Source organism: Devosia sp. Root105 (genome assembly GCF_001424865.1).
GTDB lineage: Bacteria > Pseudomonadota > Alphaproteobacteria > Rhizobiales > Devosiaceae > Devosia_A.
The window spans coordinates 176,055-200,562 of record NZ_LMCR01000001.1 but is presented as its reverse complement, the minus strand read 5'-3'; the positions used below and the strand labels follow the sequence as shown (position 1 = coordinate 200,562).

At 64.2% G+C, this 24,508-nt stretch carries 26 protein-coding genes and 1 tRNA gene; 15 read left to right on the top strand and 12 right to left on the bottom strand.

Annotation, left to right across the window (positions count from 1 at the left end):
• Positions 1–219 precede the first annotated feature (219 nt).
• Entirely contained in the window at positions 220–1,455 is a 1,236-nt protein-coding gene (locus ASC68_RS00990; RefSeq protein ID WP_055873414.1) for an MFS transporter, read from the bottom strand.
• Positions 1,456–1,641: 186 nt separating this feature from the next.
• On the opposite strand from ASC68_RS00990, the gene ASC68_RS00985 reads away from it, so the two are divergent.
• Positions 1,642–2,130 (top strand): helix-turn-helix domain-containing protein, encoded by a 489-nt coding sequence (locus tag ASC68_RS00985; protein WP_055873411.1) that lies wholly within the window; start codon positions 1,642–1,644, stop codon positions 2,128–2,130.
• On the opposite strand, the gene ASC68_RS00980 is transcribed toward ASC68_RS00985, so the two are convergent.
• From ASC68_RS00980 to ASC68_RS00970, 3 genes are all read right to left on the bottom strand, one after another.
• Entirely contained in the window at positions 2,118–2,810 is a 693-nt protein-coding gene (locus ASC68_RS00980; RefSeq protein ID WP_197420999.1) for an outer membrane beta-barrel protein, read from the bottom strand. The genes ASC68_RS00985 and ASC68_RS00980 overlap by 13 nt on opposite strands.
• A gap of 282 nt (positions 2,811–3,092) precedes the next feature.
• Positions 3,093–4,394: a sorbosone dehydrogenase family protein gene (locus ASC68_RS00975; protein WP_055873406.1), complete on the bottom strand. Its 1,302-nt coding sequence runs from the start codon at positions 4,392–4,394 to the stop codon at positions 3,093–3,095.
• An 87-nt stretch (positions 4,395–4,481) separates the two neighbouring features.
• Positions 4,482–5,351, bottom strand: a complete 870-nt coding sequence (locus tag ASC68_RS00970; RefSeq protein WP_055873403.1) for an NAD(P)-dependent oxidoreductase — start codon at positions 5,349–5,351, stop codon at positions 4,482–4,484.
• A gap of 89 nt (positions 5,352–5,440) precedes the next feature.
• On the opposite strand from ASC68_RS00970, the gene gnd reads away from it, so the two are divergent.
• Positions 5,441–6,418 (top strand): phosphogluconate dehydrogenase (NAD(+)-dependent, decarboxylating), encoded by a 978-nt coding sequence (gene gnd, locus ASC68_RS00965; RefSeq protein WP_055873400.1) that lies wholly within the window; start codon positions 5,441–5,443, stop codon positions 6,416–6,418.
• A 202-nt stretch (positions 6,419–6,620) separates the two neighbouring features.
• Here the strand turns inward: gnd and ASC68_RS00960 are convergent, their stop codons facing one another.
• Both ASC68_RS00960 and queF read right to left on the bottom strand, forming a co-directional pair.
• Positions 6,621–7,607 (bottom strand): heparan-alpha-glucosaminide N-acetyltransferase, encoded by a 987-nt coding sequence (locus ASC68_RS00960; RefSeq protein WP_197420997.1) that lies wholly within the window; start codon positions 7,605–7,607, stop codon positions 6,621–6,623.
• Positions 7,608–7,684: 77 nt separating this feature from the next.
• Positions 7,685–8,131 (bottom strand): preQ(1) synthase, encoded by a 447-nt coding sequence (gene queF / locus ASC68_RS00955; RefSeq protein WP_055873392.1) that lies wholly within the window; start codon positions 8,129–8,131, stop codon positions 7,685–7,687.
• 210 nt (positions 8,132–8,341) lie between these two features.
• Here queF and ASC68_RS28895 point away from each other — a divergent pair, with 210 nt between their 5' ends.
• The 7 genes from ASC68_RS28895 to ASC68_RS00920 all read left to right on the top strand — a co-directional run bounded on the left by ASC68_RS28895 (position 8,342) and on the right by ASC68_RS00920 (position 12,220).
• Positions 8,342–8,767, top strand: coding sequence for a cyclic nucleotide-binding domain-containing protein (locus ASC68_RS28895; RefSeq protein ID WP_055873390.1), 426 nt, complete (start codon positions 8,342–8,344; stop codon positions 8,765–8,767).
• Between the two features lie 14 nt (positions 8,768–8,781).
• Positions 8,782–9,222, top strand: a complete 441-nt coding sequence (locus tag ASC68_RS00945) for a cyclic nucleotide-binding domain-containing protein (protein ID WP_055873384.1) — start codon at positions 8,782–8,784, stop codon at positions 9,220–9,222.
• A complete protein-coding gene (locus ASC68_RS00940; RefSeq protein WP_055873381.1) occupies positions 9,219–9,530 on the top strand; it encodes a SelT/SelW/SelH family protein in 312 nt (103 codons plus the stop codon). The genes ASC68_RS00945 and ASC68_RS00940 overlap by 4 nt, the downstream gene beginning before the upstream one ends.
• Before the next feature lie 211 nt (positions 9,531–9,741).
• Positions 9,742–10,299: a CreA family protein gene (locus tag ASC68_RS00935; protein WP_055873378.1), complete on the top strand. Its 558-nt coding sequence runs from the start codon at positions 9,742–9,744 to the stop codon at positions 10,297–10,299.
• Between the two features lie 328 nt (positions 10,300–10,627).
• Complete coding sequence (locus ASC68_RS00930) at positions 10,628–10,810, top strand: hypothetical protein (RefSeq protein ID WP_055873375.1); 183 nt, start codon at positions 10,628–10,630, stop codon at positions 10,808–10,810.
• A gap of 308 nt (positions 10,811–11,118) precedes the next feature.
• The gene (locus tag ASC68_RS00925) at positions 11,119–11,754 is read left to right on the top strand and encodes a peroxiredoxin (protein WP_055875875.1); all 636 of its coding nucleotides are present in this window, start codon (positions 11,119–11,121) and stop codon (positions 11,752–11,754) included.
• Positions 11,755–11,920: 166 nt separating this feature from the next.
• A complete protein-coding gene (locus tag ASC68_RS00920; RefSeq protein WP_055873372.1) occupies positions 11,921–12,220 on the top strand; it encodes a GIY-YIG nuclease family protein in 300 nt (99 codons plus the stop codon).
• A 156-nt stretch (positions 12,221–12,376) separates the two neighbouring features.
• On the opposite strand, the gene ASC68_RS00915 is transcribed toward ASC68_RS00920, so the two are convergent.
• The 3 genes from ASC68_RS00915 to ASC68_RS00905 form a co-directional block, all read right to left on the bottom strand.
• On the bottom strand, positions 12,377–12,643 hold the full coding sequence (locus ASC68_RS00915) for a hypothetical protein (protein WP_055873369.1): 267 nt from the start codon (positions 12,641–12,643) through the stop codon (positions 12,377–12,379).
• 65 nt (positions 12,644–12,708) lie between these two features.
• A complete protein-coding gene (locus tag ASC68_RS00910; RefSeq protein WP_055873366.1) occupies positions 12,709–13,053 on the bottom strand; it encodes an MmcQ/YjbR family DNA-binding protein in 345 nt (114 codons plus the stop codon).
• Between the two features lie 12 nt (positions 13,054–13,065).
• Positions 13,066–13,389 carry a hypothetical protein gene (locus ASC68_RS00905; RefSeq protein ID WP_156384598.1) on the bottom strand — a complete coding sequence of 108 codons (324 nt, stop codon included), beginning with the start codon at positions 13,387–13,389 and terminating at the stop codon, positions 13,066–13,068.
• Positions 13,390–13,629: 240 nt separating this feature from the next.
• Here ASC68_RS00905 and ASC68_RS00900 point away from each other — a divergent pair.
• Positions 13,630–13,719, top strand: a tRNA-Ser gene (locus tag ASC68_RS00900).
• 1,098 nt (positions 13,720–14,817) lie between these two features.
• Here ASC68_RS00900 and ASC68_RS28520 read toward each other — a convergent pair.
• Positions 14,818–15,099, bottom strand: coding sequence for a hypothetical protein (locus ASC68_RS28520; protein ID WP_156387209.1), 282 nt, complete (start codon positions 15,097–15,099; stop codon positions 14,818–14,820).
• Positions 15,100–15,663: 564 nt separating this feature from the next.
• Positions 15,664–16,425 (bottom strand): recombinase family protein, encoded by a 762-nt coding sequence (locus ASC68_RS00885; protein ID WP_082527802.1) that lies wholly within the window; start codon positions 16,423–16,425, stop codon positions 15,664–15,666.
• Positions 16,426–17,231: 806 nt separating this feature from the next.
• Between ASC68_RS00885 and ASC68_RS00880 the strand changes: the two genes are divergently transcribed.
• The gene (locus tag ASC68_RS00880; RefSeq protein WP_156387208.1) at positions 17,232–19,238 is read left to right on the top strand and encodes a hypothetical protein; all 2,007 of its coding nucleotides are present in this window, start codon (positions 17,232–17,234) and stop codon (positions 19,236–19,238) included.
• Here ASC68_RS00880 and ASC68_RS00875 read toward each other — a convergent pair.
• Entirely contained in the window at positions 19,235–19,729 is a 495-nt protein-coding gene (locus ASC68_RS00875) for a hypothetical protein (RefSeq protein ID WP_055873350.1), read from the bottom strand. The two genes, ASC68_RS00880 and ASC68_RS00875, sit on opposite strands and share 4 nt — an antisense overlap.
• 654 nt (positions 19,730–20,383) lie before the next feature.
• On the opposite strand from ASC68_RS00875, the gene ASC68_RS00870 reads away from it, so the two are divergent.
• The 4 genes from ASC68_RS00870 (at position 20,384) to ASC68_RS00855 (ending at position 24,505) form a co-directional block, all read left to right on the top strand.
• A complete protein-coding gene (locus ASC68_RS00870; protein WP_156387207.1) occupies positions 20,384–21,268 on the top strand; it encodes a hypothetical protein in 885 nt (294 codons plus the stop codon).
• Between the two features lie 185 nt (positions 21,269–21,453).
• Positions 21,454–22,143, top strand: coding sequence for a GntR family transcriptional regulator (locus ASC68_RS00865; RefSeq protein WP_055873344.1), 690 nt, complete (start codon positions 21,454–21,456; stop codon positions 22,141–22,143).
• A gap of 423 nt (positions 22,144–22,566) precedes the next feature.
• Complete coding sequence (locus ASC68_RS00860; RefSeq protein ID WP_055873341.1) at positions 22,567–24,099, top strand: altronate dehydratase family protein; 1,533 nt, start codon at positions 22,567–22,569, stop codon at positions 24,097–24,099.
• A 220-nt stretch (positions 24,100–24,319) separates the two neighbouring features.
• A complete protein-coding gene (locus ASC68_RS00855; protein ID WP_055873337.1) occupies positions 24,320–24,505 on the top strand; it encodes a 4-oxalocrotonate tautomerase in 186 nt (61 codons plus the stop codon).
• The last annotated feature ends 3 nt before the right edge of the window (positions 24,506–24,508 follow it).

Here is a 24,508-nt window from a genome sequence, read left to right as displayed (position 1 = left end):
ACGCTGGGCATGCGAACCGAGGCTCTGCAAGTCCCCCAAACTCGGTGTCATCCCCGCGAAAGCGGGGAACTCCGTTTGCGATCGTGCGGCGGGCACGAAAACAGAGGTTCCCGCTTTCGCGGGAATGACCCGGTGGGTGGGGGACGACCCGGTGGAGGAGGCGAGGCAGTGGGCCATTCGCTCACCGCCTCCTCCACCAACTGGTTCAACCGCCAAGCCTCAAGCCGCGACCGGCTGCCCGGGGACCTGGTCCTGGTCCACGTCCTTTTTCTTCGCCGGGAAGGCCAGCGCCAGGGCGGCGGCGGCGATGCCGATGCCGGCTGAGGCGATGTAGAGCCAGTGGTAGGTGCCGAACGTATCGTAGAGCCAGCCGCCACCGACCGGGCCAAAGGCCATGCCGATGCTCGAGGTCATCACCATGCCGCCCAGCACCGTGCCCATCACCCGCGGGCTGAAATAGTCGCGTGCCAGCACCGAGTAGAGTGGCATGACGCCGCCATAAGCGAGCCCGAGCACCGCCGCCAGCGCGTAGAACTGGGGCAGCTCGCTGACATAGATGTAGGTGTAGATGCCGACGGCCTGCAGCACGAGGCCGCCGACGATCACCTTGCGCACGCCAAGCCGGTCGGCCAGGACGCCGAAGATCAGCCGGCCGAACAACCCGGCAAGGCCCTCGACGCTGTAGATGCTGGCCGCCGCCAGCGCCGAGGCGCCGCAGATCATGGCGTAGCTGACGGTGTGGAAGATCGGGCCGGAATGTGCCGCGCAGCAGAGGAAGAACACCGAAGCGAGGACGACGAACTGCGGCGTGCGCAGCGCCGACCAGCCGGTCGAGGCCCGCTTGGGCTGGGCCGCGGCGCTCGGGGTCGGCGCGGGTTCCGGCTCAGTCAGCGTCGGAGCGCGGCGGATCAACAGCGCTGCCGGCACGATGACGATCAGCGCGCCGATGGCGATGCTCAGCATGGCGCTGCGCCAGCCAGTGGCCTCGATCAGGTAGCTGGCGAACGGGGTGATCACCATCGGCGCAATGCCGCCGCCGATCGATACCAGCGACACCGCAAGGCTGCGGTTCTTGTCGAACCAGCCCAGCGTCGTCGAGATGATCGGCGCGAAATAGGCGCCGCCCGCCGCGCCGACCAGCCCGCCATAGGCGAACTGGAACACCAGGAGGTCGCTGGCCCGGCTGCCGAGCAGCAGTCCGGCCCCGAGCAGCACGGTCGCCATCAGCACCACCGGCCGCGCCCCGATGCGATCGCTCAGCGTCCCCCAGCCGAAGCCGGAAACACCCATGACGATGAAGCCGACGGTCATCGCCGCCGAAATGCCGGCGCGGCTCCAGCCGGTATCCTCAGCCATCGGTTGCAGGTAGACGGGCAGGGCGAACATCGCCCCCATTGCCACACAGGTGATCAGCGCGCCTGCCGCGACGACGACCCAGCCATAATGCTTGCTCATTGTTCCGTCCCTCAGGATATATCCTGCCATTTAGACGAGCGGCGGCGGCGCCATTCGACAGTGCGACGCAAAATATCTGCCGCGACACCATCGCCACAACCACTTGCATGGTGCAAGGTGTATACCCAGCTACAAACTGCTTGTAAACTGCAAGTGGAATGCCGAACACGTCTATGACCAGGAGCCGTGCCTGTGGATCGCCGATCCGGATGCCCCATTAACCTCTCCGTCGAAGTGCTCGGCGATCGCTGGAGCCTCGTGGTGCTGCGCGACATCATGTTCGGCAACTTCCGCACCTATGGCGAACTGCATGGCAACTCGCTCGAGGGCATCGCCACCAACATCCTCGCCAGCCGGCTGAAGCGGTTGATGGAGGAGGGGCTGGTGACCGCCGCCGCCGACCCCAATCACAAGCAGCGCACCATCTACAACCTGACCGAAATGGCCATCGCGCTGGTGCCGGTGATGGTGCAACTGGGCGCCTGGGGCGCGCAGTTCCTGCCGGCCAGCCCCCAGTTGTCGGCTCGCGCCATCGCGCTGGCTCAGGGCGGGTCGAAGATGGCGGACGACTTCATGGGCGAACTCCGCCACCTGCACCTGGGCGCCCCCAAACCGGGGCGCTCGGTGCTGGCCGAGCTCGAAGCGGCCTATCAGGCAGCGGCTCAGAACCCGTAATTCACCCCGAGCTTGACGATGTGCAGGTCCTGCTGCGCATCGAGGCTGCCGCCGGCATAGTCGAGCTCGGCGCCGAGCGCGACGAAATCATACTCGATGCCGGCCGTGGCATTTTCGCTGAAGGCGAACTCGGTGCCCAGCCCGACGGTCCAGCCAGTGGCGACCGCATCGGCGGAGGTCGGTGGCGGCGCCGGTAGTGGCGCGGTGGCAGTGAGCGTCGAGCGCACCCCGCCGGCGGCGAGCCCGCCCTTGGCATAGAGCAGCAGAGTATCGGCGGCATAGCCAACGCGGCCGGTGACGGTGCCGAGCCAATCGAGGTCGTAGCTGTAATCGAAGCTGTTGGCGCCGACGGTGGCCGAGCCGCCGCCGCCAATCCAGCTCTTCGCGAGGTCCGCCTCGGCGCCGAATACCAGCACGCCCGCTTCGGCGTTGAAGCCGGCGCGGACGCCGGCCAGCCAGCCGCCGGCCGCGAGGTCAAGCGGGTCGGCGAGACCGCTTGGTTCATCCAGCGTGACGTCGCTGCTGCCGGCGCCGCCGAACAGGCCGGCATAGGCGCCGGACCAATCGTAATCCGCCGCCGCGGCGATCGCTTCGGGATCATCGACGATCAGATCGGCCGCCGCAGCCGTTCCGCCCGCGAGGCCGAAAACGGCAAGCAGCATGAGCGCAGAAAATCGCATGGTGTGGCCCCCCATCAGTTCGCGCCGGGCGAACCTACGGGTAACTGCGTGATGTGGGCGTCATGGATTCGACGAGATTCGCATCTGGCGTGGTGGGTAGTTCGGAGCGGGAAGAGTACCCCCCACCCTGTCGCTCCCCCGCAAGGGGGGAGGAGACCAAAACACTGTCGCTAGTGTAGGCGTCTCCCTCCCCCTTGCGGGGAGGGGACAGGGGTGGGGGTGCTCTGTGCGCACCGGCCTTTGTGGTCACCGCGGCACGCGCTGAGGACAGAGAGTCGCGTACTAGGCCCCAGTAACGCGCCAGATCACATCGCCGACGTCGTCGGCCATCAGCACGGCGCCATCCTTGGCGATTACCACGCCGACCGGGCGGCCATAAGAATCCTTCTCATCAGGCGACAGGAAGCCGGTGAGGATGTCGCGCGGCGTGCCCGTCGGCTTGCCGTTGGCGAACGACACGAAGGCGAGCTTATAGCCCGAGAGCGTCGAGCGGTTCCACGAGCCGTGCTGGCCGATGGCCATGCCGTCGCCAAAGCCCGGGAGGGTGCCTTCGGGCAGCCAGCAGAGGCCGAGCGAGGCGGTATGGCCACCGAGCGCGAAGTCGGGTGCGATGGCGGTCGCCACCTTGGCCGGATCCTGCGGCACGCGATCGTCGACGATCTTGCCCCAGTACGAATACGGCCAGCCGTAAAAGCCGCCGTCCTTCACCGAGGTCAGGTAATCGGGCGGCGTCTCGTCGCCGATGCCGTCGCGCTCGTTGACCACGGTGAAGAGCTCACCCGTCGTCGGCTCGAAGGCGAGGCCCACCGGGTTGCGGAGGCCCCCGGCGAAGATGCGGCTCCGGCCGGTCGTGAGGTCGAGCTCGAAGATACAGGCCCGGCCTTCTTCGACCGCCATGCCGGAATCGCCGATATTGGATTGCGAGCCGACGCCGACATAGAGCTTGGTCTGGTCCTTGCTGGCGAGGAGGCTGCGCGTCCAGTGGCCGCCCGGCTTGGTCGCCATCAGCTTCTTGCCGCTTGCGGTGATCTTGGTGTCGCCGACCGTGAACGGGTAGGCGTAGACGCCATCGGTATTGCCGACATAGAGCGTCTCGCCGATCAGCTGCATGCCGAACGGCTGGTTCAGGCCTTCGAGCAGTGTGTGCTGCTGTTCGGCGACGCCATCGCCATCGGCATCACGCAACAGCGTAATGCGGTTGGGGCTCTGCCCGACGGCGGCAGCGCGCCGCATGGTGGTGAAAATGGCGTAGTCGAACGGCGTCTTGATGGCGCCGCCCGGGGTGCTCAGCGCCTCGGCCACCAGCACGTCGCCATTGGGCAGCACATGCATCCAGCGCGGGTGCTTCAGTCCGCGGGCGAAGGCATTGACCTTGAGCCCGGCGGCAGCGGTCGGCTTGTGGTCGCCGGACCAGCCGCGCGCCGTCGGCATCTTCAGCGTCGGGATCGCCTGCGGCCGCGCCGCGGGGATATCGGGCGCGCTGCCGTAGAGCGGGCTGCGCTTCGGCTCGTTGAAGCTGCGCGCCAGGATCGCCCCGGCGCCAACCCAGGCAACCACGCGGGCGTAGATATCGGCAAAGCTCATGCTGTCCCTCTAATGTCGTGGGTGCGCACCGCGGGCGCGCACCATACCAGCCGCATACTTGCCTCCGGCATGGAAGGCAATGTTGCCTTAGTCGATCCCGGCGGCCTTGAGGTCGGCCCAGAGATTATCCTCGGGCACGTAGCCGATCCACTCCCGCGCCTCTTCGAGATCCCAGGCCATGCCGGTATTGTTCGACATGCCGGAAACGACGATCGCCGGGGCCGGCCACTTGCTGGCGTCGGCGCGCAAAGCCGCCACCATCAGCCGGTTGTGGTCGCCGTTCGACAGCCACATGTTGCGGTACCACAGGGCGTTGCGCTTGATCACCGCCTGGTCGGTTTCGCCGCGGTCGCCACCACCGCTGCCGGCGATGGTGGTGGCGAGGTTCTCGCCGCGCTGGCACCAGCCGATGCGGGTCGACACCGCGGTGATCCGGCCATTGGTGGCAGCCGCCCGAGCGGCGCAGACGCGCTCGCCCAGCGCCTTGGTGGCGCCATAGGCCGAGCCCCATTTGTAGCCGTCGGCATAATAGCGCGTGCCGCTGATATGCGGCGTCGACATCCTGAGCTTGCCGTCGGCCGGCAGCGGTGCATCCTTGTAGCCGCCCATGGCGTGGTTGGACGAAGCGAAGATGAAGCGGCAGGGTTTGGTGCCGCCGCCCGCCTGCTCGAGCAGGTTCGCCGTCATGTCGAACGAAGCGGCCGATTCGGCCCAGCTCGAGTTGGGCGCCGGGTTGGCAGAGGCATAATGGACGATGCCGTCGGCGGCCTGCGCCTCTTTGCGCCAGCGCTCGTCATAGGGGTCGGCGAGGTCGGCAACCACTACCCGGGTCTTCTTGCCCGCGGTGAACGGGGCGACGTCGATGGCGACGATCTCCTCCACCCAATCGGCCGTTTCCAGGTGCTCCCTGAGCTTGCTGCCCAGGTTTCCGGCGCCCCCGGTAATCACTACCCGCATAGTCGTTCCTCCTCATTCGGGGCTGCCCCCGTAATCTCGATGTCGCGTATAACACCCCCCGCGTCAGTCGCTACACTGGAGTGTGCATCATGCAGATCGGTATTGTCGGGTTAGGCCGCATGGGGGGCAATATCGCCAAACGGCTGATGCGCGCCGGGCACGATGTCGCCGTCTACGATATCGACGCCAATGCCCGCGCCACGCTCGGCAATGACGGCGCCCGGCCCGCCGAGACGCTCGAGGCGCTGGTTGCCTCGCTGACCGAGGCCCCGCGCGCCATCTGGGTGATGCTGCCGGCCGGCAAGATCACCGAAGGCACCATCGCGCACCTCGCCTCCTGCCTCGCGCCCGGCGATATCCTGATCGACGGCGGCAATTCCTACTACAAGGACGATATCCGCCGCGCCGCCGAGTTGCAGAAGACCGGCATTCGCTATGTCGATGTCGGCACCTCCGGCGGTGTCTGGGGTCTCGATCGCGGCTATTGCCTGATGATCGGTGGCGAAAAGGCCGCGGTCGACCATCTCGACCCGATCTTTGCGGCGCTCGCCCCCGGCAAGGGCGAGATCGAGGAAACGCCCGGCCGCGGCAGCCTCGATCCGCGCGCCGAGCAGGGCTATATCCACGCCGGTCCAGCGGGCGCCGGGCACTTCGTCAAGATGGTCCATAACGGCATCGAATACGGCATGATGCAGGCCTATGCGGAGGGCTTCAATATCCTCGAGAGCAAGAACGCCGAAGTGCTGCCGCCGGGCGAGCGCTTCGATCTCAACGTCGCCGATATCGCCGAAGTCTGGCGCCGCGGCTCGGTGGTCACCTCCTGGTTGCTCGATCTCTCGGCCATCGCGCTCGCCAAGGACCCCAAGCTCGAGGCCTTCTCCGGCCACGTCGCCGATTCCGGCGAAGGCCGCTGGACGGTGGAAGCAGCAATCGAGGAAGCGGTGCCGGCCGAGGTGCTGACCGCGGCGCTGTTCACCCGCTTCCGCTCCCGGCAGGAGCACAACTTCGCCGAGAAAATGCTGTCAGCGATGCGGCTCGGGTTCGGTGGGCATAAGGAACAGAACTAGGGGACTCTGCCAGGAAAGCGCCCAGTTTTCTCCACCCACTCGGTGTCATCCCAGCGAAAGCTGGGACCCAACTCGCAGCCCGTGCCAGCTGATGGATGGGTCCCAGCTTTCGCTGGGATGACAGCCGGTGGGGAGGCGAGAGCGCGGACCGTCTACGACATGCTCTAGCTGCGAGCCTCAGCGCAACCGCTGAAAGCATGCCCTAAGGCGTCTTATCCGCCATCGCTGTACAAAGCTGCGCAACGGCCCTGAGCTGCGTGTTCTGCTCCAGCGTCGGGTTCGTCGCTGCGACCGCTTCCCAGAGGTTGCCGGTTTCCACCTGCTCGACGGCGCAGCCGCAATAGCGCTCGCAGCGGGCGAGGTCGGAGCCGGTGCCGAGGCAGGAGGCGTTGCAGCTTTTGACGAAATCCTGGCTGAGGCTCAGCACCGGCGGCGCCAGTACCGGCGCCGAGAGCTGCGTCAGCCCCCACAGCACGCCGATGATCAGCGGCTGGTGGACCACATAGATCGGGAGACTCCAGCGACCCATCCACGCCAGCCCGCGCGCCAGCGGCTCGTTGCTGTGGAAGTGCGCGAGATCCTCAGCCAGCGGCGAGGCGAGGATCAGCCGCATCGCGGCGATGCCGAGCAGCACCACGCCGAACCACGGGAAGATCGGCACCACGTCGCTGGTCGGCGGCGAGGTTGGCCAGAAACCGATCCAGCCGAGCTCGCGGCTCGAGAATATCGGATCGTTGTAGAGCAGGTTCGCCGCAATGACGGCGACGCCGAGGACAGCGACCAGCCAAGGCGGCAGCCTGAGGAAGGCGAGGCCCATCAGCGAGAACAGCGCAATGGCATGCAGCACGCCGAAGAACACGAAGAAATCGGGGAACATCCCGTAGGTCCCCGCCGTCACCAGCAGCGCGCAGGCGACGACAATACCGAAGCGGCGCCAGAACTTGTTCCAGCGGATGGCTTTGCCATGCGCCAGCACCAGCCCGGCGCCGACCAGCAGCAGGAAGCTCGAAAGGATCGACTTCTGGAACATCACCCAGCCGATGACCGTGGTGACGTCGACGTTCGAGTAGCCGAAATAATAGAGGTCCCAGGCGATGTGGAAGATGACCATGGCGATGATCGCCACGCCACGCAGCAGGTCGAGCAGCTGGTAGCGGGGGCGCTGCCCGCTGCTCACGTCACGACTCACCTGCTGCAACTCCCGCTCGTCTCCGGCGACCATAGTGGAACGCTCACCGCGCGCTCAAGCACCACAAAGCCAGCGTGCTAACCGCGGCCGCGATAGCCGGGCACGCCCTGTTCGGGCAGCCACAGGTTGGCCGGCGCTGCGCCGGTCTGCCAGAACACATCGATCGGGATGCCGCCGCGTGGGTACCAGTAGCCGCCGATGCGGAGCCAGCGCGGCGCCAGCGCCTCGACCAGGCGCTTGGCGATCTCCACCGTCGTCGCTTCGTGGAAGGCGCCGTGGTTGCGGTAGGAGAACATGAACAGCTTCATCGATTTGCTCTCAATCATCCACTGGTCGGCGACATAGTCGATGACCAGGTGCGCGAAATCCGGCTGTCCGGTGATCGGGCAGAGCGCGGTGAATTCCGGCACGGTGAAGCGGATCAGGTAGTCGATATCGGGATGGGGGTTGGGTACCCGGTCGAGCACGGCGCTGGCCGGGTCGAGTGGAATCTCGGCCGGGCGGCCGAGGACGGACGTATCCATGGTCTTCTCCTGAGGTCGGGCCCGGCGGATGACCGGGGACGGGAGTTGCGTTCTGCCACCGGCGATGACCGGCGCGGGGGCCTCCATACGCCGCGCGCACCACCGAGAGCCAGCATAATCGCCCGGGCGTCGCGAATGACTTCGCATCCCCGCAAAGCTCGGCTACCATCACCTCATGTATTCGGGTGGGTTGGGTTTGAAGGCGGGTTAATGGAGCAGATCCTCGTGGCGGCGGCGACGCTGCCGGTGAGCGTATTGGGGCCGCGGGCGGTGCTGGTGAATGAGGGCGCGCGCACCGGCAAGCTCTACATCCTCAAATCCGGCGATCTCGAAGTGGTGCGCGACGGCAGCACGGTGGCGGCGATCGGTGACCCGGGTTCGGTGATCGGCGATATGTCGGCGCTGCTCGACCTGCCGCATTCGGCGACCGTCCGGACGCGCAACGGCGCCGAAGTGCATGTGGCCGACGACGCCGACGCGTTCCTCGACGCGCATCCGGCCGCGGCCCGGCATATCGCAAAACTCCTCGCGGCGCGGCTGCACAAGACCACGGCGCTGCTGGTCGATATGCGGCGGCAGGCCAAGGTCCGCGAGGACCAGGTGATGTTCGACAAGATTTTCGCACTGCTCGAATAACGGGAGTTGCTCTGGTGGCGGACGCAGAGACGGAAAGCTGGCTGAAGTTCGATTTCTTCCCTGCCGGCACGGAGCTGATCGTGCAGGGCCGGCAGGCCGGCGGCAGCTTCATGGTGCTGAAGGAAGGCGAGGTCGAGGTGCTGCGTGACGGCAAGTTCGTCTCCACCATCAAGCAGCCCGGCGCCATCTTCGGCGAAATGAGCGTGCTGCTGGAGCGCCCGCACTCGGCGACAGTGCGCGCCGTCACCGATGTGCAGCTCTATGTCATCAACGACGCCCTTGCCGTGCTCGAGGCGCATCCGTCCTGGCTGCTGCAGATCGCGCGGCTCCTGGCGCAGCGCGTCAACACCACCACGGCGCAGCTGGTGGCGCTGAAGAGCCGGGAGGCCGAGGAGGACGACGTCCTGGTGCTGCCGACCAACGTCTTCTCCTCCTGGGCGGATCCGCAGATATGACCGACAAACCCAAGCTTGCCATCACCTACTGCACGCAGTGCAACTGGCTGCTGCGCGCCGCCTGGATGGGGCAGGAGGTGCTCTCGACCTTCGGCCTCGAAATGGGCGAGGTCAGCCTTGTTCCCGGCAGCGGCGGCATTTTCGAGATCCATCTCGATGGCGTGCTGATCTGGGAGCGCAAGCGCGACGGCGGCTTCCCCGATGCCAAGCAGATCAAGCAGCTGGTGCGCGACCGCATCGATCCCGGCCGCGACCTCGGCCATATCGACCATCCGCACGGCCCAGCCGCGAAGCACGGGCACTCCTGACCGGCCCGATTTCAGTGTGAGCGTCTCCCTCCCCCGGGGCACTACCGCGTCCCCTTGTTTAGGGGGAGGGGACAGGGGTGGGGGTCAGCCCGCACCAGCTCGATTTGGGCCCAATCGCCGGCCCCAGCAACTATCGCGGCCTCCAGCCGTTGCGTGAACCCGGCAAGGTCCCCACATCAGGCCACACCGCAACCCCGAACCCCTGGACCCCATGAGCATGCTCAAGCGCTTCGCCTTCCTCGGCCTCGCCCTCGTTCTCACTGGCGCGCTCGCCGCATGTGGCAACAATAACGGCACCGATGTGGGCCGCGTCGGGGTCGACTGGACCGGCAACGACATCAATGTCGAAGCGGTCGCCGACCCGGAGATCAAGGGCGTCGTCTGCCATGTCGCCTATTTCAACCGCTCGCTGATCGATCGGCTGCAGCAGGGCAACTGGTTCGAGGATCCGTCCTATTCGGCGGTCGATTGCGCCGCCGCCGGCCCGGTCACCATCGGCAACATCAACACCAACAAGGGCGGCGAAGAGATCTTCCAGCAGTCGCGCTCGCTGATCTGGAAGAGCCTGCGCGTCTCGCGCATCTATGATGCCGAGAACAACTCGCTGGTTTACCTCGCCCACTCGCGCGAGCTGCAGCAGGGTTCGGGCAAGATGTCGCTGTCGGTGGTGCCGCTCACCGGCCTCGACGTCACCTGGACCAACGGCGCCCCCAAGGGCTCGCCTGAGGCAGCCGCAGCAGCACCCGCGCCGGCCGCGGGTGGTATCTAGGCTTTAGCCGGCCGCGCCACAACGCCCCCTCGCCCCCTTGGGGAGAGGGCGGGGGTGAGGGGCGCCAAGCGCACCGGCATCGAGCGCTGGGTCGGCCTTGCAGCGACGGCTGCACATCCCGTTTGCTTTGCGCCCCTCACCTTAACCTCTCCCCAAGGGGGCGAGGGGACGCGAAACCACCCGCAGTGCCAAGTTGCGGGCCAGCTACAAACACCCCCCACATCGTTCAAACTCGATTCAACCCCGACTGAACCGGGCAAGCCCCAGGCAAGCTGTGGGCGCGCAGGCTCACCGCGATGCCCGCCCGCGGGCTTCGGGAGGCGTGATCATGTTCAGCTGGCTGTCGCAGGGTTCGGCGTCCATCGTCGCCTCGCTGCTTTTTATCGTCGTCGTGTTCCTCATCGCCCGGGTGGCGCGGCTCAGCCAGCCGCGCGCTTTGGCGTTAGCTCTGGCGCCGCCCCTGGCGATCGTGGCCGCCCTGCAATATGCCTTCGCCAGCGGCCTGATCTGACCCGTCCCGATCTCGTAGCGCGCTGCCGAAACCGACCTAGCACGCTGATTTTGCTGCCGACCCCGCGCTCGGGGAAGCGGTTGTTGCCGCTTGACGGCAAAACACAAAAAGATTTCAAGCGGCGCAGTCGCAATCGACTGGCCCGCGTTCGATAGTGGCGCGCGCTAGAGCGAGATCAGGAAAAGTTGTGAGACTTTTCCGGTTCGATCTCGCGACAAAACAAGGACGTGGAGCTGGAGGGCGATCGAACGATCGCAATCCTGCTCCAGTGCCAGGCATGGCATACGACCCGCATCAAGGAGTTCATCATGGCAATTCTCATCGGCGATACCGCCCCCGATTTCGAGGCGGAGACCACCGAAGGTCGCATCCGCTTCCACGATTACATCGACGGCAGCTGGGCCGTGCTGTTCTCGCACCCCAAGAATTTCACCCCGGTCTGCACCACCGAGCTCGGCTACACTGCCAAGCTGAAGCCCGAGTTCGACAAGCGCGGCGTCAAGGTGCTGGGCCTGTCGGTCGATAAGCTCGAGAACCATGCCGGCTGGGCCGCCGATATCGCCGAGACGCAGGGCGCCACGCTCAACTTCCCGCTGATCTCCGACGTCGATCGCGAGATCGCCACCAAGTTCGACATGATCCACCCCAACGCCAATGACAGCCTCACCGTGCGTTCGCTGTTCGTCATCGGGCCGGACAAGAAGGTGAAGCTCAAGATCGAGTATCCGGCCTCCACCGGCCGCAACTTCGACGAGATCATCCGCGTCATCGACAGCCTGCAACTCACCGCCAAGCACCAGGTGGCGACGCCGGTGAACTGGAAATCGGGCGAAGACGTGATCATCGTCCCCGCCGTCTCCGACGAAGCGGCGCGCGAGAAGTACCCGGAAGGCTGGAAGACGCTGAAGCCCTACCTCCGCATCGTGCCGCAGCCGCGCGCCTGATCAGGGTCAGAGATGTTGAACGGGCGGTCCACGAGGGCCGCCCGTTTCTGTTTCAGTATTGCCATGGAGTCCCCCGAAAGCGGGACCTCCGTTTGCGATCGTGCGGCAGGCACAAAAACAGAGGTTCCCGCTTTCGCGGGAATGACTTCGTGGTAGCCGTTAGGGCATGAGCACGAGCGGGCGGTTCTTCGTCTACATCCTCGCCAGTCGGAAGTACGGCACGCTATACACCGGCGTAACCGGCGACCTTCCAGTGCGCATCTATATCCACCGTGAGGATCTGATCCCGGGCTTCTCATCCCGCTACCACGTGCACAAGCTGGTGTACTTCGAACAGCACGACGACCCTTACAACGCCATCACCCGGGAAAAACAGATCAAGAAGTGGCGGCGGGTCTGGAAGATCGAACTGATCGAAAAGGACAATCCCCACTGGGACGACCTGTACGATGGGTTGTTCGGATAGCTGTTGCTTCGCTCAGCCCTGATGGCACCCCACCCACCGGGTCATTCCCGCGAAAGCGGGAACCTCCGTTTGCGGAGCTCGCGGCGCCCCCAGCCTCTGCCGGGGTGACATCGTGGGTGAGGGGAGACCTAGGAAAGCCCTCACTGAGAACCGGCCTCAGGCGTTGCCGCGCAGCGCCCGGTTGATGGCGCCCAGCAGCATGACGATACGCCCCAGCCCCATCAGCGCCAGCCCGCCGACGAACGGCAGCACCGCCCATTGCAGCAGCCGCGCCACGTCGATGAGCGTGGCAACGAGGTCCGAGCCCGGCGTATCGAGCGCCGTGTTGACCATCTGGATCAGGCCGGGCGCCCCGTACCCGGCAACGACGAGCGTCGCCAGCACCGCAATCAGCCCAATGACATAAAGCAATCCCGCAACCATCTTCGCCCCCTCATGGCTTATGCGGGGTAGTTAAGAAGGCCTGAACGACTTCGTCAACGTGCTGCTCAGATTCCCAGCTCGGCCTTGAGCTTGCGCGTCAGCTTGTCGGCGATCAGCCGATGCGATTGGCGGACATAGCCCTCGGCAAGTTCGTCCTCGAGCGCGCCCGGCGAAACCCGCACCCACTGGCGCTTGGCGAAGTAAGCCGCCTGCGCAATCCCCTCGAGCTCGGTCAGCCCATCGAAGGCGATCTCGCCCACCTTGAAGACGATATCGCCCGAGGCGTCGCCGAGCAGGCAAAACACCTTGCCGCCGACCTTGGCGACCAGCGCTTCCCATTGCTCGTGCAGCGTCACCCCGGGGAGCGTGGTGACAAACGCGGTGAAGCCGTCGCGGTCATGGAGGGGCAAGGGCCGTTCCTGTCAGATCTGGTCGTGCCGGACGAACAGCCGGGTCTTGCGCGAGCGCCCGGCCCAGGCCAACAGGGCGCCGGGCACCGCCAGCACCGCCCAGCCCGGCATGGCGAAGATCGCCTCCGAGACCGGCTCGAGCACCATGCCGAAGAACCGGCCGGCGAGGAACTCGCGCACCGTGGCGAGGCTCTCGGCATTGAGCCAGGTCCAGTTCTCGGCAAGCGAGGTGAAGATCAGCTGGTTGGCGCCGAGCGAGCGCGTGCCGTCGATGATCAACAGGATCAGCGCCACACCAAGGAGCCAGGTGCCCAAAAGCCTGATAAAAAGCCGCATCGAGGTCCGTCGCGTCCGGGATGCGCCGTGCGGAGTCCCAATGCTCCACCGGCTGCTGGCAACCCTTTTGCCACGCGGTCCGCGCGCGGGACAAGACAACTTTGCCGGGCCTTGCCCGCAATCCCCGTCATCGGCGCGTTATGTGCCTTGCGGTCACGACGTCGATGAGTATATTGCGCCCGCTCCGGCAGGCTCAGCCCCCGGACACGCAGACCCGGGCCCGCCCGGCCCGCTGCATGCGGAGAGATGGCCGAGTGGTCGAAGGCGCACGCCTGGAAAGTGTGTAGGCGGGGAACCGTCTCAAGGGTTCGAATCCCTTTCTCTCCGCCATCCCCCTGTTGTTAGCATAATGCCTTGATATTAAATAGTTTTTATAAGCGATACAGATTGCCGGTGCCCCAAGCGGGTGCCCCACACGGGGCTATGCCATACGCGGATGTTCGCGTCGCATTAGGCAAATCACACAGGCGCCCCTTGACGGCTGAGTGACGTAGGTGATGTAGCTTCTGCAAAAGCGCGAGGGAAAACTCTTGGTAGATTGGGCGATCCAAGCAATTCAGCTTGTTTGGTTCGGGAGCGAAGCTGATGCTGTTCAGTCTGACGCACTATACAAGGCGGCCTTCGGCTTAGAAGCTGAGACTGTGCAGCGTAACCGCGTTCCCGGCCCTACAAATCCGTTTTGGGGCACTGCATCCGGCCTAATTGCCTCAGGACAGCGCGGCGAGGTACAGGTTCAACCTGGCCGTGTGGACATTGTGCTATCGCCCGTTGGTGAAAACCTAGCGCCAACTATGCCTCTTGGGCTGTTGCAGGAAATCGGGCCCGTGGCAGCGGCCCTATGTAGCATCGGGCCAGCGCTCCGCGTAGCCATCGTGGCTGATCTAGTTAGCATCGCGGGGAGCGCGGAAGCAGCGACTACCCTCGCGCAGCAGCTCGCAATGTTTCCGCAGCCAGTCATTGGGTTGACAGACTTTTCGGTGCAGATGAACCTTCGCATGCCGTACCCGTCGGCAAAGGGCGAACAGATGAACCGCCTATTGCGATGGGCGACTGCGACTTTCCAAGTGCTTCGCTTTCAGGTGTCGGGCGGAAGTGGGGCGATCAACCCTCTCACTGAGCTTTCCCATGCTGCCTCCGTCAGGATGGACGTCAACAGCGCACCATCAAGCAGGCTCCTTGATCCTCAACAGCAAGTTGCCATGTATAGCGATATGCAGGACGAGATTGCCCGTCTAGCCGTAGAACCAACCCTAACCCGTCTGCTGGTGAACAATGCGCAATAAGCGGCGAGCGTACTATAGCTGGAGCCACGCTACGGAAGCTCAAGTCGCTCCAGGGTCGACCGGTGCCTACGATCTCGATTCTGGCTCGACATCGACGGGTGAAATGCCGGTTGCCCCTAGCGTGGGGCAGTGGACGGGCGACCTGTCAGGTGGGACGCCGAATAGCCCCAGATCGCTTGATTTCTTGCTCTTGAGCGAGACGATCGGCCGTCTGGCCCAACTGCCGCCGTCGGACCCACTTCACATTGACGACGTAACGTCCAGGTACGCGACAAACCTTGTCGGCCTCATGAGAAGCACGTTCGATCTCGCGCCTCCTCACATCTTCCCTCAGGATGCAGAGGCTCTCGTCATGACGTGGGAAGACGGTGGAATAGCCAAGTTGCTGACGATTGCTGGTGAGGAGGTCAGCCTTCTCGATCTTCACAAGGCGAGTCAGCTACGGTGCTACCACGAGGTGAAAGACGGGGCAGAGGCAATGCCGAGTTTGATTCCAATACTGCTTCAGTCTTCGCAAGCCCGTTCGTCCGCGACGGAGGACTAATGGACGACAGGCACCGCGTCAGCCGAGCCGTTCACTTCCCGCAGTCGTTTCCGAATAAGTCATTCGACAGGACGACGTTACTGACTTTCAGGGCGGACGACGCTGAGAAGGACAATCCCAATCGTACTTACAAAATGTCCGTCGTGTGCCGGTGCATTATGCCCGACGATGCGGATGTGCACGCTTATGGTATTCGCATCGAAAGCAAGCAGAACGCGAAGCTTGAGGCAGACCTAGGGGAACCTCCTCCTCAGGAAAAAAGGCGGGTCTACCTCGGATTCTACGATATCCTCTACGACGTGCTGGCCGCACTGGTATTCGAGCACTATCGGGTTTCCGTGGTCTGGGTATTGGAGGACGGCGAGATGGCCCACCTTGAGGTTCACTTTCGTTCGCTGGGCAACGAGGCAACCGATAAGAGGCGGCGAGCAGATCGGTCGGCGGCACTTAAGTCGTTGGCAGATCGAATTGTGGGTCCAACGATCCGGCCGGGGCTAACCGATCCTTTCCAACTGGAGATGCAGTCACAATTGCCGTCTTTGGGGCTAACCGCGGCTGCTGCCTAGCTAACACCCGAGATACCTGCTTGGGCGTCCACTTGCCGCCACGGGAGGTCGCAACTTCCATGTGGTCCAGCGCGATGGCGATTGCCTCAAGGGTCCGCCCGGCGTCTCGCATGGGGCCGATGATCTGGAGGAGCTTCTGGGCCTCGCTGGCGGCCTTCTGCTGGATGGCGGCGTTGCGCCTCATGGTGCTGTCGCGAAGCCCGCCCAGCGTCTTCCCACGGGCCTTCGCGGCCTTCAAGGCGGCCTTGGTGCGGGCGGAGATGAAGTCGCGCTCCTGCTCGGCCAGCGCTGCGTAAATGTGAAGCTGGAACTTGTCGGCGTGCGGCATGGTGGCAACGCGAAGCCGCACCTTGGGGTCATCCATTAGCTGGGCGATGAACGACACCTTGCGGCTGAGGCGGTCCAGCTTCGCTACCAGAAGCTCAGCCCCGGTGCGGCGGCACTGCTCCAAGGCGGCGCGAAGCTGAGGCCGGTCGTCATCCCCGCCCGACTGCACGTCTTGGAACCGCCCGGCGATCTCCCACGGCACCTCCGAATAGTTCGTGAGGAACAACTGGATGTCGCGCTCTTGCGCCTCCAAGCCCAAGCCGCTGCGGCCCTGCTCGGCGGTGCTGACGCGGGTGTAGATGACGTAGTGGCGCACGGCGGTGGGCTCCTCTGGCGGGTGATGAGGAGTCTAATCGGAGGAATTGTCCAATGTCAACGAACGTTGTGCCTGACAATTGTGCTGGTGGCGCTGGTGATGGGATGGTGCTGGACAGCGCCTCCTCCCTCTCCCGTCCAACACTAGCGGGCAACACGATGCGGGCCGCGCGGGAGGCCCGTGGAGCGGCGAGGCTGGGCGACATGGCAAACAGTAGCTCCGCCAAGGCGCGGCCCTCCCGGAGCGGCTGAGGGGCACTGGCTCAACGGCGCTGGCTTGGGGGAGGGCGCATGATGAGGCCCCCGGTCAATTGCCCTGCGCTGTCGTTTCACGAGGCCCCCCAGGGGGAAACCTCTGCGTCGCCACGCGGTAAAATAGAGACCTCGCGCGAGAGACCCCAAAATCCATACGGGGGAGCCCTCCCGATGCTGTCCGTCCGGTATTGCCTCCGGGGATACCTTGCGGTGGCGCTGGTGCGGTAAGGATGGGGGCTCTCCTCCCCCCTCCCATCCTCCCGTGCGGCGCTGCTCAGCCTCTCTGTGATCCCCACTTTCTTGAGTCGGCCCGGCCCGTTTTCGCCGCCAACGGCGCGCCTTCAGACGCTCGACTCGGAGTACCCCCGAGACGCCCTATTTCCGTTCCTTGAGGAGAACTTTGGGCTGTTTGGTCGCAGCTACCCCAACGGCCTAGTGATGCGGTATTCGGATATTCTGGCGCCGGTCACCTTACTCTCTGCGGAGCAAAGGGATGATCCGCACATGCACAGGAACCCCCACGCCAATTACGTGCTTGGGGAGGCACAGGTGATGGACGTGCTAGCCGAACGGCGGCGGCCGCTCGTAACCCTCTCAAACTTGTCCGAGATGTATGCCCCATACCTCACTGGACATAGCACCCGCCTTTATGAGGGCCTGACGATTGTGGTTGGCGACACCCCCGCCGACCGTTTGGCCTTTTGGAACGGCATCCACCGCAAGGACAGGAGTCGTCCCTACGAAATCCAGCAGCTTCGGCTTTCGAGAGACTCGTTTGAGGATGCCGCGTTTCTCGCGTCCCTGCGCCGCGTCATGGCGACCCGAGGAGCGTACGGCTCAGCGAACCGAAATGATGCCATCGGTCTCGAATCGTGCTCGCTCAATCGCGAACAGTTGGTCGACCTCGGCAACCGCCTCAGAGAGGCCGGCAACTTCCTGACAGTCTCGGTCCGGCCTCTCGGGGACCCTTCCGAGGTGATCCCGGTTTTCGATGGCCGCTCGTCCGCGCGATATAGCACTGGCGGCTTCATGGAGGAGCCGGAGGCCAAGGCATCAACAGAGTTTCGCGGTCGGCATTTGTCGGTACCGGTCGCTCCCCCATGGCACGTATCTGAAGCGATGCCACCGCAGCCCATGCGCGGTGGCGCTTGGATGGTTGACGTAATGCTTGAGCGGGAGGTGGACCACAGCCGATCCTCAAACGTCCGGGACGTTTGGATGCTCCCGCGACGCATAAGGATCGAGCGTGCCTTCACACTCGAAATGGATAGCAATGATCGCATCGGCAACCCGCCCGGAATGGTGCGGCCGAACGTCAATGGCATGTACACATTCGCCACCAATCTCACCCAAAGGGCGCCGATGCTTGCGTTGCCGGAGGATGACCTCACGGCCATCGGCATAGGCATTCAAGATGGCTTTGAGTGGCGGGAGTTTGAGCGCCAACGGAAGCCACCCAAGCACGGCCGCGAGCGGTTCCAGCACTCGGCGATATCGGACAAGGGGCGATACCTCCTAGGCGTCCTGCAACTGTTCGAGGACGTGCCGCACGCCTTTGCCACCCTTATGGAGGGCTTTTGGCATGACGAGTTTCAGGTACTCGGCGCTGGACTTTTAGAGAGGCGCCCTGATCTTGCCACTCGCGTCGTGAGCACCATTCGGAACCGTCTTGGGCAAAAAACTGGACCGGTGACTCTCCGGACAGAAACGGAGTTCGCCCGGCTCGGTGAAGTTGCGCTGCGGGCGGCCGCCGAACTTAGGGCGGAGACGCCTGCCCGTAGTTATGGGGAGCTAGCGGCTGACTGGAAACAGTCGGTTGAGGAGTGGCTTAAGCGCGATGGCACGCCACAAATTCAGGGCCGAATGGCTGTTGTGGAAGTTCCGTCTGACGACCCAGATGGCGAGCGCGGGGAGCTTAGCTACCCAGCCGACTATCTAGACCCGGCTATACAGTACCTATGCGAGCGGCAGGTCCTGTTTCAGGGTTACCATTGGACGTGCCAAACTTGCTTCAACAAGAATTGGTCGGGCGTTGAGGGGCTTGGCCGGTCCATGGAGTGTAGCGTGTGCCGCACGGCCCGGCCGGTGCCAGTGTCCGACGAGTGGGACTTTCGCGCGAACGGTTTCTTAGTCGATGCCTACCGCTTCCACGGCGTGGAGGCAGTCATTTGGGCGATGTGGACCCTATTTCGGCAAGCCCGAAGTTCTTTCTATTTTTCACCGTCCCTCACACTGTGGAAGGCCTATCCGCAGGAAGGGCGACCCAAGAAGCCGGACGCGGAGGTGGACGCCATAGTCATCGCCGATGGCCTTGTGTACGCAATCGAGGCCACCAGATCGAAAGGCCTCAGCGCGGACGAAATCGAAAAGCTTACGATGATCGCTGAGCGCATCCGTCCTAACGTTCTATACGTCGCCGCTGGCGAGCAGTCCGCGGACGATTTGAAGGCGCTCCAAGGCAACCTGCAAAAACAGATGCCGACCGGTGTGGAGGCGCAGGTAGTAGCTTTCGATCCGAAGGCACTTTCGCGCGCACCCTACCTGTGGGGAGCACGCTAGGCCCGCGCGGTGGCCATTAGTTCATCCGCGGAGGTGGTCCACGGCGCGCCTCTGTGCAAGCCACCCGCCGTGTCTGCTGCTATTGGCGTGAGTACCACCTTCCCCGTCAGCCCGGCGCGGTGCAGCGTGTCTGCGATATCAGCGTACGGCATGTACAGAACGGCGGTGCTGCCATCCTTGAGTTCAACGGGCAGGCGAGTGTCAGGCTTCCCAAACGCGTCGTTCGAGGTGACCACCATCTTCTTGTTGTCCGGGAACCCAATGTACAAAGACGATATCGTCACGGCACGATGACCAACATTGGTGGCCTCAATCTGGGCGAAAGGCGCCCCAAGTGTCCCATCAGTGTACGTGAGCATTGCAGTTCCCATGTTCACCTTGACTAGGCGCTGGTCCTTACGGGCCGCATTTCGCCAGTTGATGGTGGAAAGCACGGCTCCGTACACGGCCAAGAGTGCAAGCAGAACGTCCTTAAGGATGGTCCAGTCCATTGATGCCCCCGCGTTCCAGACGCGGGCCATCTTACCGTGATTCTTGCGATAACTATGCGTTGTGAGCCGAGTTGAATACGCCTCGAAACTGAGCTACCAAGACGCCTGGAAATTGGGGTGTCTTAGCGGACTTTCTCTCCGCCAGCTGCCTTGGCGCGCCATAAGCAGTTCCTATCGTGGCATTTCTTTGTCTGAGGTTTTTGGCGGTACCGTCGGTGGATCGCGCACTAGAGGCTTTCGGGCGCTCAGCATTCAGCAGCTGTAGAGTATGATTTATTCTCGCCCCGCCCGTGCCTCGGGACGGCTGGTCTACCCTGCAGCGGGTCATCGTTTGCGAAGCCTGGACTATGTGAGTGTAAGCGCAGCCTTCCAAGCTACCGAAGAACGGCGTGAACTGGTGTTAAGCGCGGTGCGGCTAGGGGCCGGGCTTCTCAGGAGAGAATAGTCTGCGACCAAACGACTTCGTGCAGAATTCGGCCCCACATTGCCAGGCTGAGACTGGCCGTCAGTGGGTCACGCGAAGTGCTCCCTCGGCGCCCCTCACCAATCCACCTGTGACCCACCCGCAACAACGTCCCTCGAACCGCATCCCTCCACCTACCAAGTCATCATATGACTTGGTATAGCCGAGTAATAAACCTTGGAGGTCGATTCGTGTTCCGTTCATTCATGTTGGGCGTTAGCGCCCTGGCGCTTGTCTCGGTGGCTGAGGCTGCCGATCTGTTTATCGAAACTGCGTATGAGGCGCCCGTTGTTGAATCCTATGGCCTACGCGGTGTGGTTGAGCTTGGTGGGCTCGGCCGCATGGCGCAGGAGGATGGCGGCGATTTCAGCAGTTTTGGTGGGGTCTATGGCGCCTTCGCCATCGAGGGGCAGTACGATGCGCTGGTGCTCGGGCTCGATGGCTATGGCGAGTGGCTCGCGATCGAGGACAGCGATCCGAACGTCACCAACGGCAATCTCGGCGTGCTCGGCGCGCAGGTCGGCATGCGGATGGACAACTGGTATCTCGGCGGCTTCGGCACGCTTGCCACCTATCCCGATGCGGAGACCGTCGATCAGTTCGTCGGCTATGCCGCGGGCGTCCAGGCGGCAGTGGATATCGATCACGCCCAGCTGGTTGGTCGGCTCGGCTATGCCTTCGCGCCCAATGACGATTTCGACAATGACGACGAGGGCTTTGTCGGGCCGTTCGCCGAGATCGGCGCGGCCTATGCCCTGTCGAGCGATTTCGCCGTGATGGCCAATGTCGGCTATGGCTTCAGCGCCAACTTCGACGTGTCCAACGATCCCGGCGAGTATGTGAACTGGGGCGTCAAGGCGGCCTATCGGCTGCCGGGCGATCTCAACCTCAACCTCGTCGCCTCCTATGAAGGCCTGCACGCCTTCGACCAGGACGACGAGTCGAACACCACCCATACCGTGAAGCTCGGGATCTCGATCCCGTTCGGCGACGAGGGCACCGCCATGGAGGCGCTGCGTCCGCTGGCGAGCCCGACCGCGCCGTTCCGCGCTTCGGTCTCGGCCGACGTCCTGTAAGCGCATCCGACCGACGACCTGAAAAAGGCCGGCGCCTGGCGCCGGCCTTTGACTTTTGCGGGCCATGCGCCGAGGATTCGGCGGCTGGCGCTGAGTCTGGGGCAGTGCGGCGCCTCCATTTACGGATCAGGCCTGATCAGCTAATTGCTGGTTGATGGTTGATCGTCAGCAATCGCGGAGGGCTTATGGCCAAGTTGACTAGCCTGAAGTCCGAAAAGCGCCTGCTCGATCGGCAGGCCGCCGATGGGATTCGCACCCATATTCTCGAGGGCATTCTGCCCGCCGGCGGGCGCTTGCTCGAGACCCAGCTGTCCGAAGAGCTCGAGGTCAGCCGCGGCACGGTGCGCGCCGCGTTGGCGCAGCTGGCGCGTGAAGGGCTGGTGCAGCAGGTGGCGTTCACCCGCTGGCAGGTGTCCGAGACTTCGCCGCGCGATGCCTGGGAGCTCTATACGCTGCGCGCCGCGCTCGAAGGGCTGGCGGCCCGGCTGGCGGCCGAGCACGGGGTCGCCGCCGACCACAAGCGGCTCAAATCCACCGTCGCCGAACTGACGCGCGCCGTGAAGGACAAGCGCTTCGAGGATGTGACCGATATCGATTTCCGCCTGCACCAGGAGATCGTCGAGATCGCCAAGCATCGGCGGCTGGCCGAGCAGCATGGCTTCATCATGCAGCAGGTGCGCTTCCACATGGTGCATTCGGGGTTCTTCCCCAAGGACTATGCGGCGCTGGTTGATGAGCATGCGGCGCTGATCGGCGCAGTGATCGAGCGCCAGCCTGATCTCGCCGAACAGCTGGCCAAGAGCCACAACGAGGCCGAGGTGAAGCTGCTGGCCGCACACACCGAAGAGAACCCGCGCACCGTAACCGCTTCCTGAGGTGCTGAGCTAGGGATTCCGGCCCTGTGCACGCTGCGTTAGCCGCAATAGGGTGACGCTGGGTATGCGAACCCGGGCGCTGCAAGTCCCCCCAACTCGGTGTCATCCCCCGCGAAAGCGGGGACCTCCGTTTGCGATCGCGCAACGGCCAAGAAAACAGAGGTTCCCGCTTTCGCAGGAATGACCCGGTGGGTGGGGCGCGACCTAGTGCATATGCGCGAAGGTGGGGATATCTCGGCCTCAGCGGATGCAGCGGCATCCCACTAGGTTCCCGCCTTCGCGGGAATGACGCCGGTGGGGCGCTGAGTTGCCTGATGATGGTTTCGCTAGCCGGCAGGGTAGAAAATCCGGCTGGTCTTCGCGCTGCTGATTGCTGACAATCGACGATTAGTGTGATTGTCTCCTTCTCGAGGAGAGGTGGTCATGGCTGGTCAGGTCGCTGCGGTGCTGCAGCTGAAGCCCGGGGACGAGGTGGGGATCGCGCTGCGTGATCTCCATGCCGGCGAGGCGTTGGCGCCCTTTCCCGGCGTCGCCGCCACCGACATCCCGTTCGGGCACAAGGTGGCGCTGGTGGAACTTCGGCCGGGCGCCGCGGTGCACCGGTTCGGCCAACCGATCGGACTGGCGCGTCAGGCGATCGCCGCGGGCGCGCATGTCCATCTCCACAATCTCGGCTTCGAGACCTCGATGGCCGGCCATGCCATAGGCACCCGGCTCTCCAACGCGCCGCTCAGGCCGAAGGCCGAGATCCCGAGTTTTGACGGCATCGTGCGCGCCGATGGGCGGGTCGCGACTCGCAACTATGTCGGCGTGCTCACCTCGGTGAACTGCTCGTCGCTGGTGGCGCGGATGATTGCCGATCATTTCCGCGATCCCGCGCGGCTCGCGCCCTATCCCGGCGTCGATGGGGTGGTGGCGATGACCCATAAATCCGGCTGCAGCGTCGCCGACGGTTCGATGTCGATGTCGATGCTGCGGCGCACGCTCGGCGGCTATGCCCGCCACCCCAATTTCGCCGGCGTGCTGCTGGTCGGGCTGGGCTGCGAGGACAACCAGATCGACCAGCTGATCGACGAGGAGCAGCTCGAACTCGGCGACGAACTCAACAAGCTGGTGATGCAGGAGACCGGTGGCACCCGCACCTCGATCGGCCGCGGCATCGAGCTGGTCGAGGCGATGCTGGAGCGTGCTGCCCAGGCGAAACGTGAGCCGGTGCCGGTGAGCGAGATCATCGTCGGGCTGCAATGCGGCGGCTCGGACAGCTTTTCCGGCATTTCCGCCAACCCGGCGCTCGGCGCCGCGGTCGACCGGCTGGTGGCCTCCGGCGGCACGGCGATCCTCGCCGAAACGCCGGAAATTTATGGCGCCGAGAACCTGCTGCTCGAACGCGCCGTGACCAAGGACGTGGGCGAGAAGCTGCTCGGCCTCCTCGACTGGTGGGAGGACTATACCCGCAACGAGCCGCAGGGCTTCGACAACAACCCTTCGCCCGGCAACAAGGCCGGCGGGCTCACCACCATCCTCGAAAAATCGCTCGGCGCGGTGGCCAAGGGTGGCACCACCAACCTCACCGATGTCATCGGCTACGCCCAGCCGCTCACCACCAAAGGCCTGGTCTTCATGGATTCACCGGGGTTCGATCCGATGTCGGCGACCGGGCAGGTGGCGAGCGGCGCCAACCTCATCGCCTTCACCACCGGACGCGGCTCCTGCTTCGGCTGCCGGCCATCGCCCTCGATCAAGCTGGCGACAAACACCGCGATGTTCCGACGCATGGAAGAGGACATGGATATCAATTGCGGCGCCATCCTCGATGACGAAGCCTCGATCGACGAGATGGGCGAGCTGGTGTTCCGCGAAATGATCGCCACCGCCTCGGGCAAGCCGACCAAGAGCGAGTTGCTGGGTTATGGCGAAGACGAGTTCGCCCCCTGGCACGTCAATGCCTGGCTGTAGCGCGTGACACAGGTCAAAAAGAGTTCACGGATGACTGAACCACACTCGATGTCATCCCAGCGAAAGCTGGGACCCAACTCACCGCCCGCGCCAGCCGATGGCTGGGTCCCAGCTTTCGCTGGGATGACAGCCGGTGGGTGTGGCGAGCGCTGAGTCCAAGCACCTCGGTGCGGCCGAGGCGTGAAACGCCCCCCAAACACCCGACTGTAGGAGACACCAAATGCCGATGATCAAGGTCGAGCTGCTCAAGGGACGCAGCATCGAACAGAAGCGCGAGTTCGCGGAGATCGTGACGCGCGAGACCGCCCGCATCCTCAAATGCCGGCCCGAGGTCGTCGACATCGTCTTCCACGATATCGAACCGCATGACTGGGCCAATGGCGGCAAACTCAATTCCGACAAGTAGCCG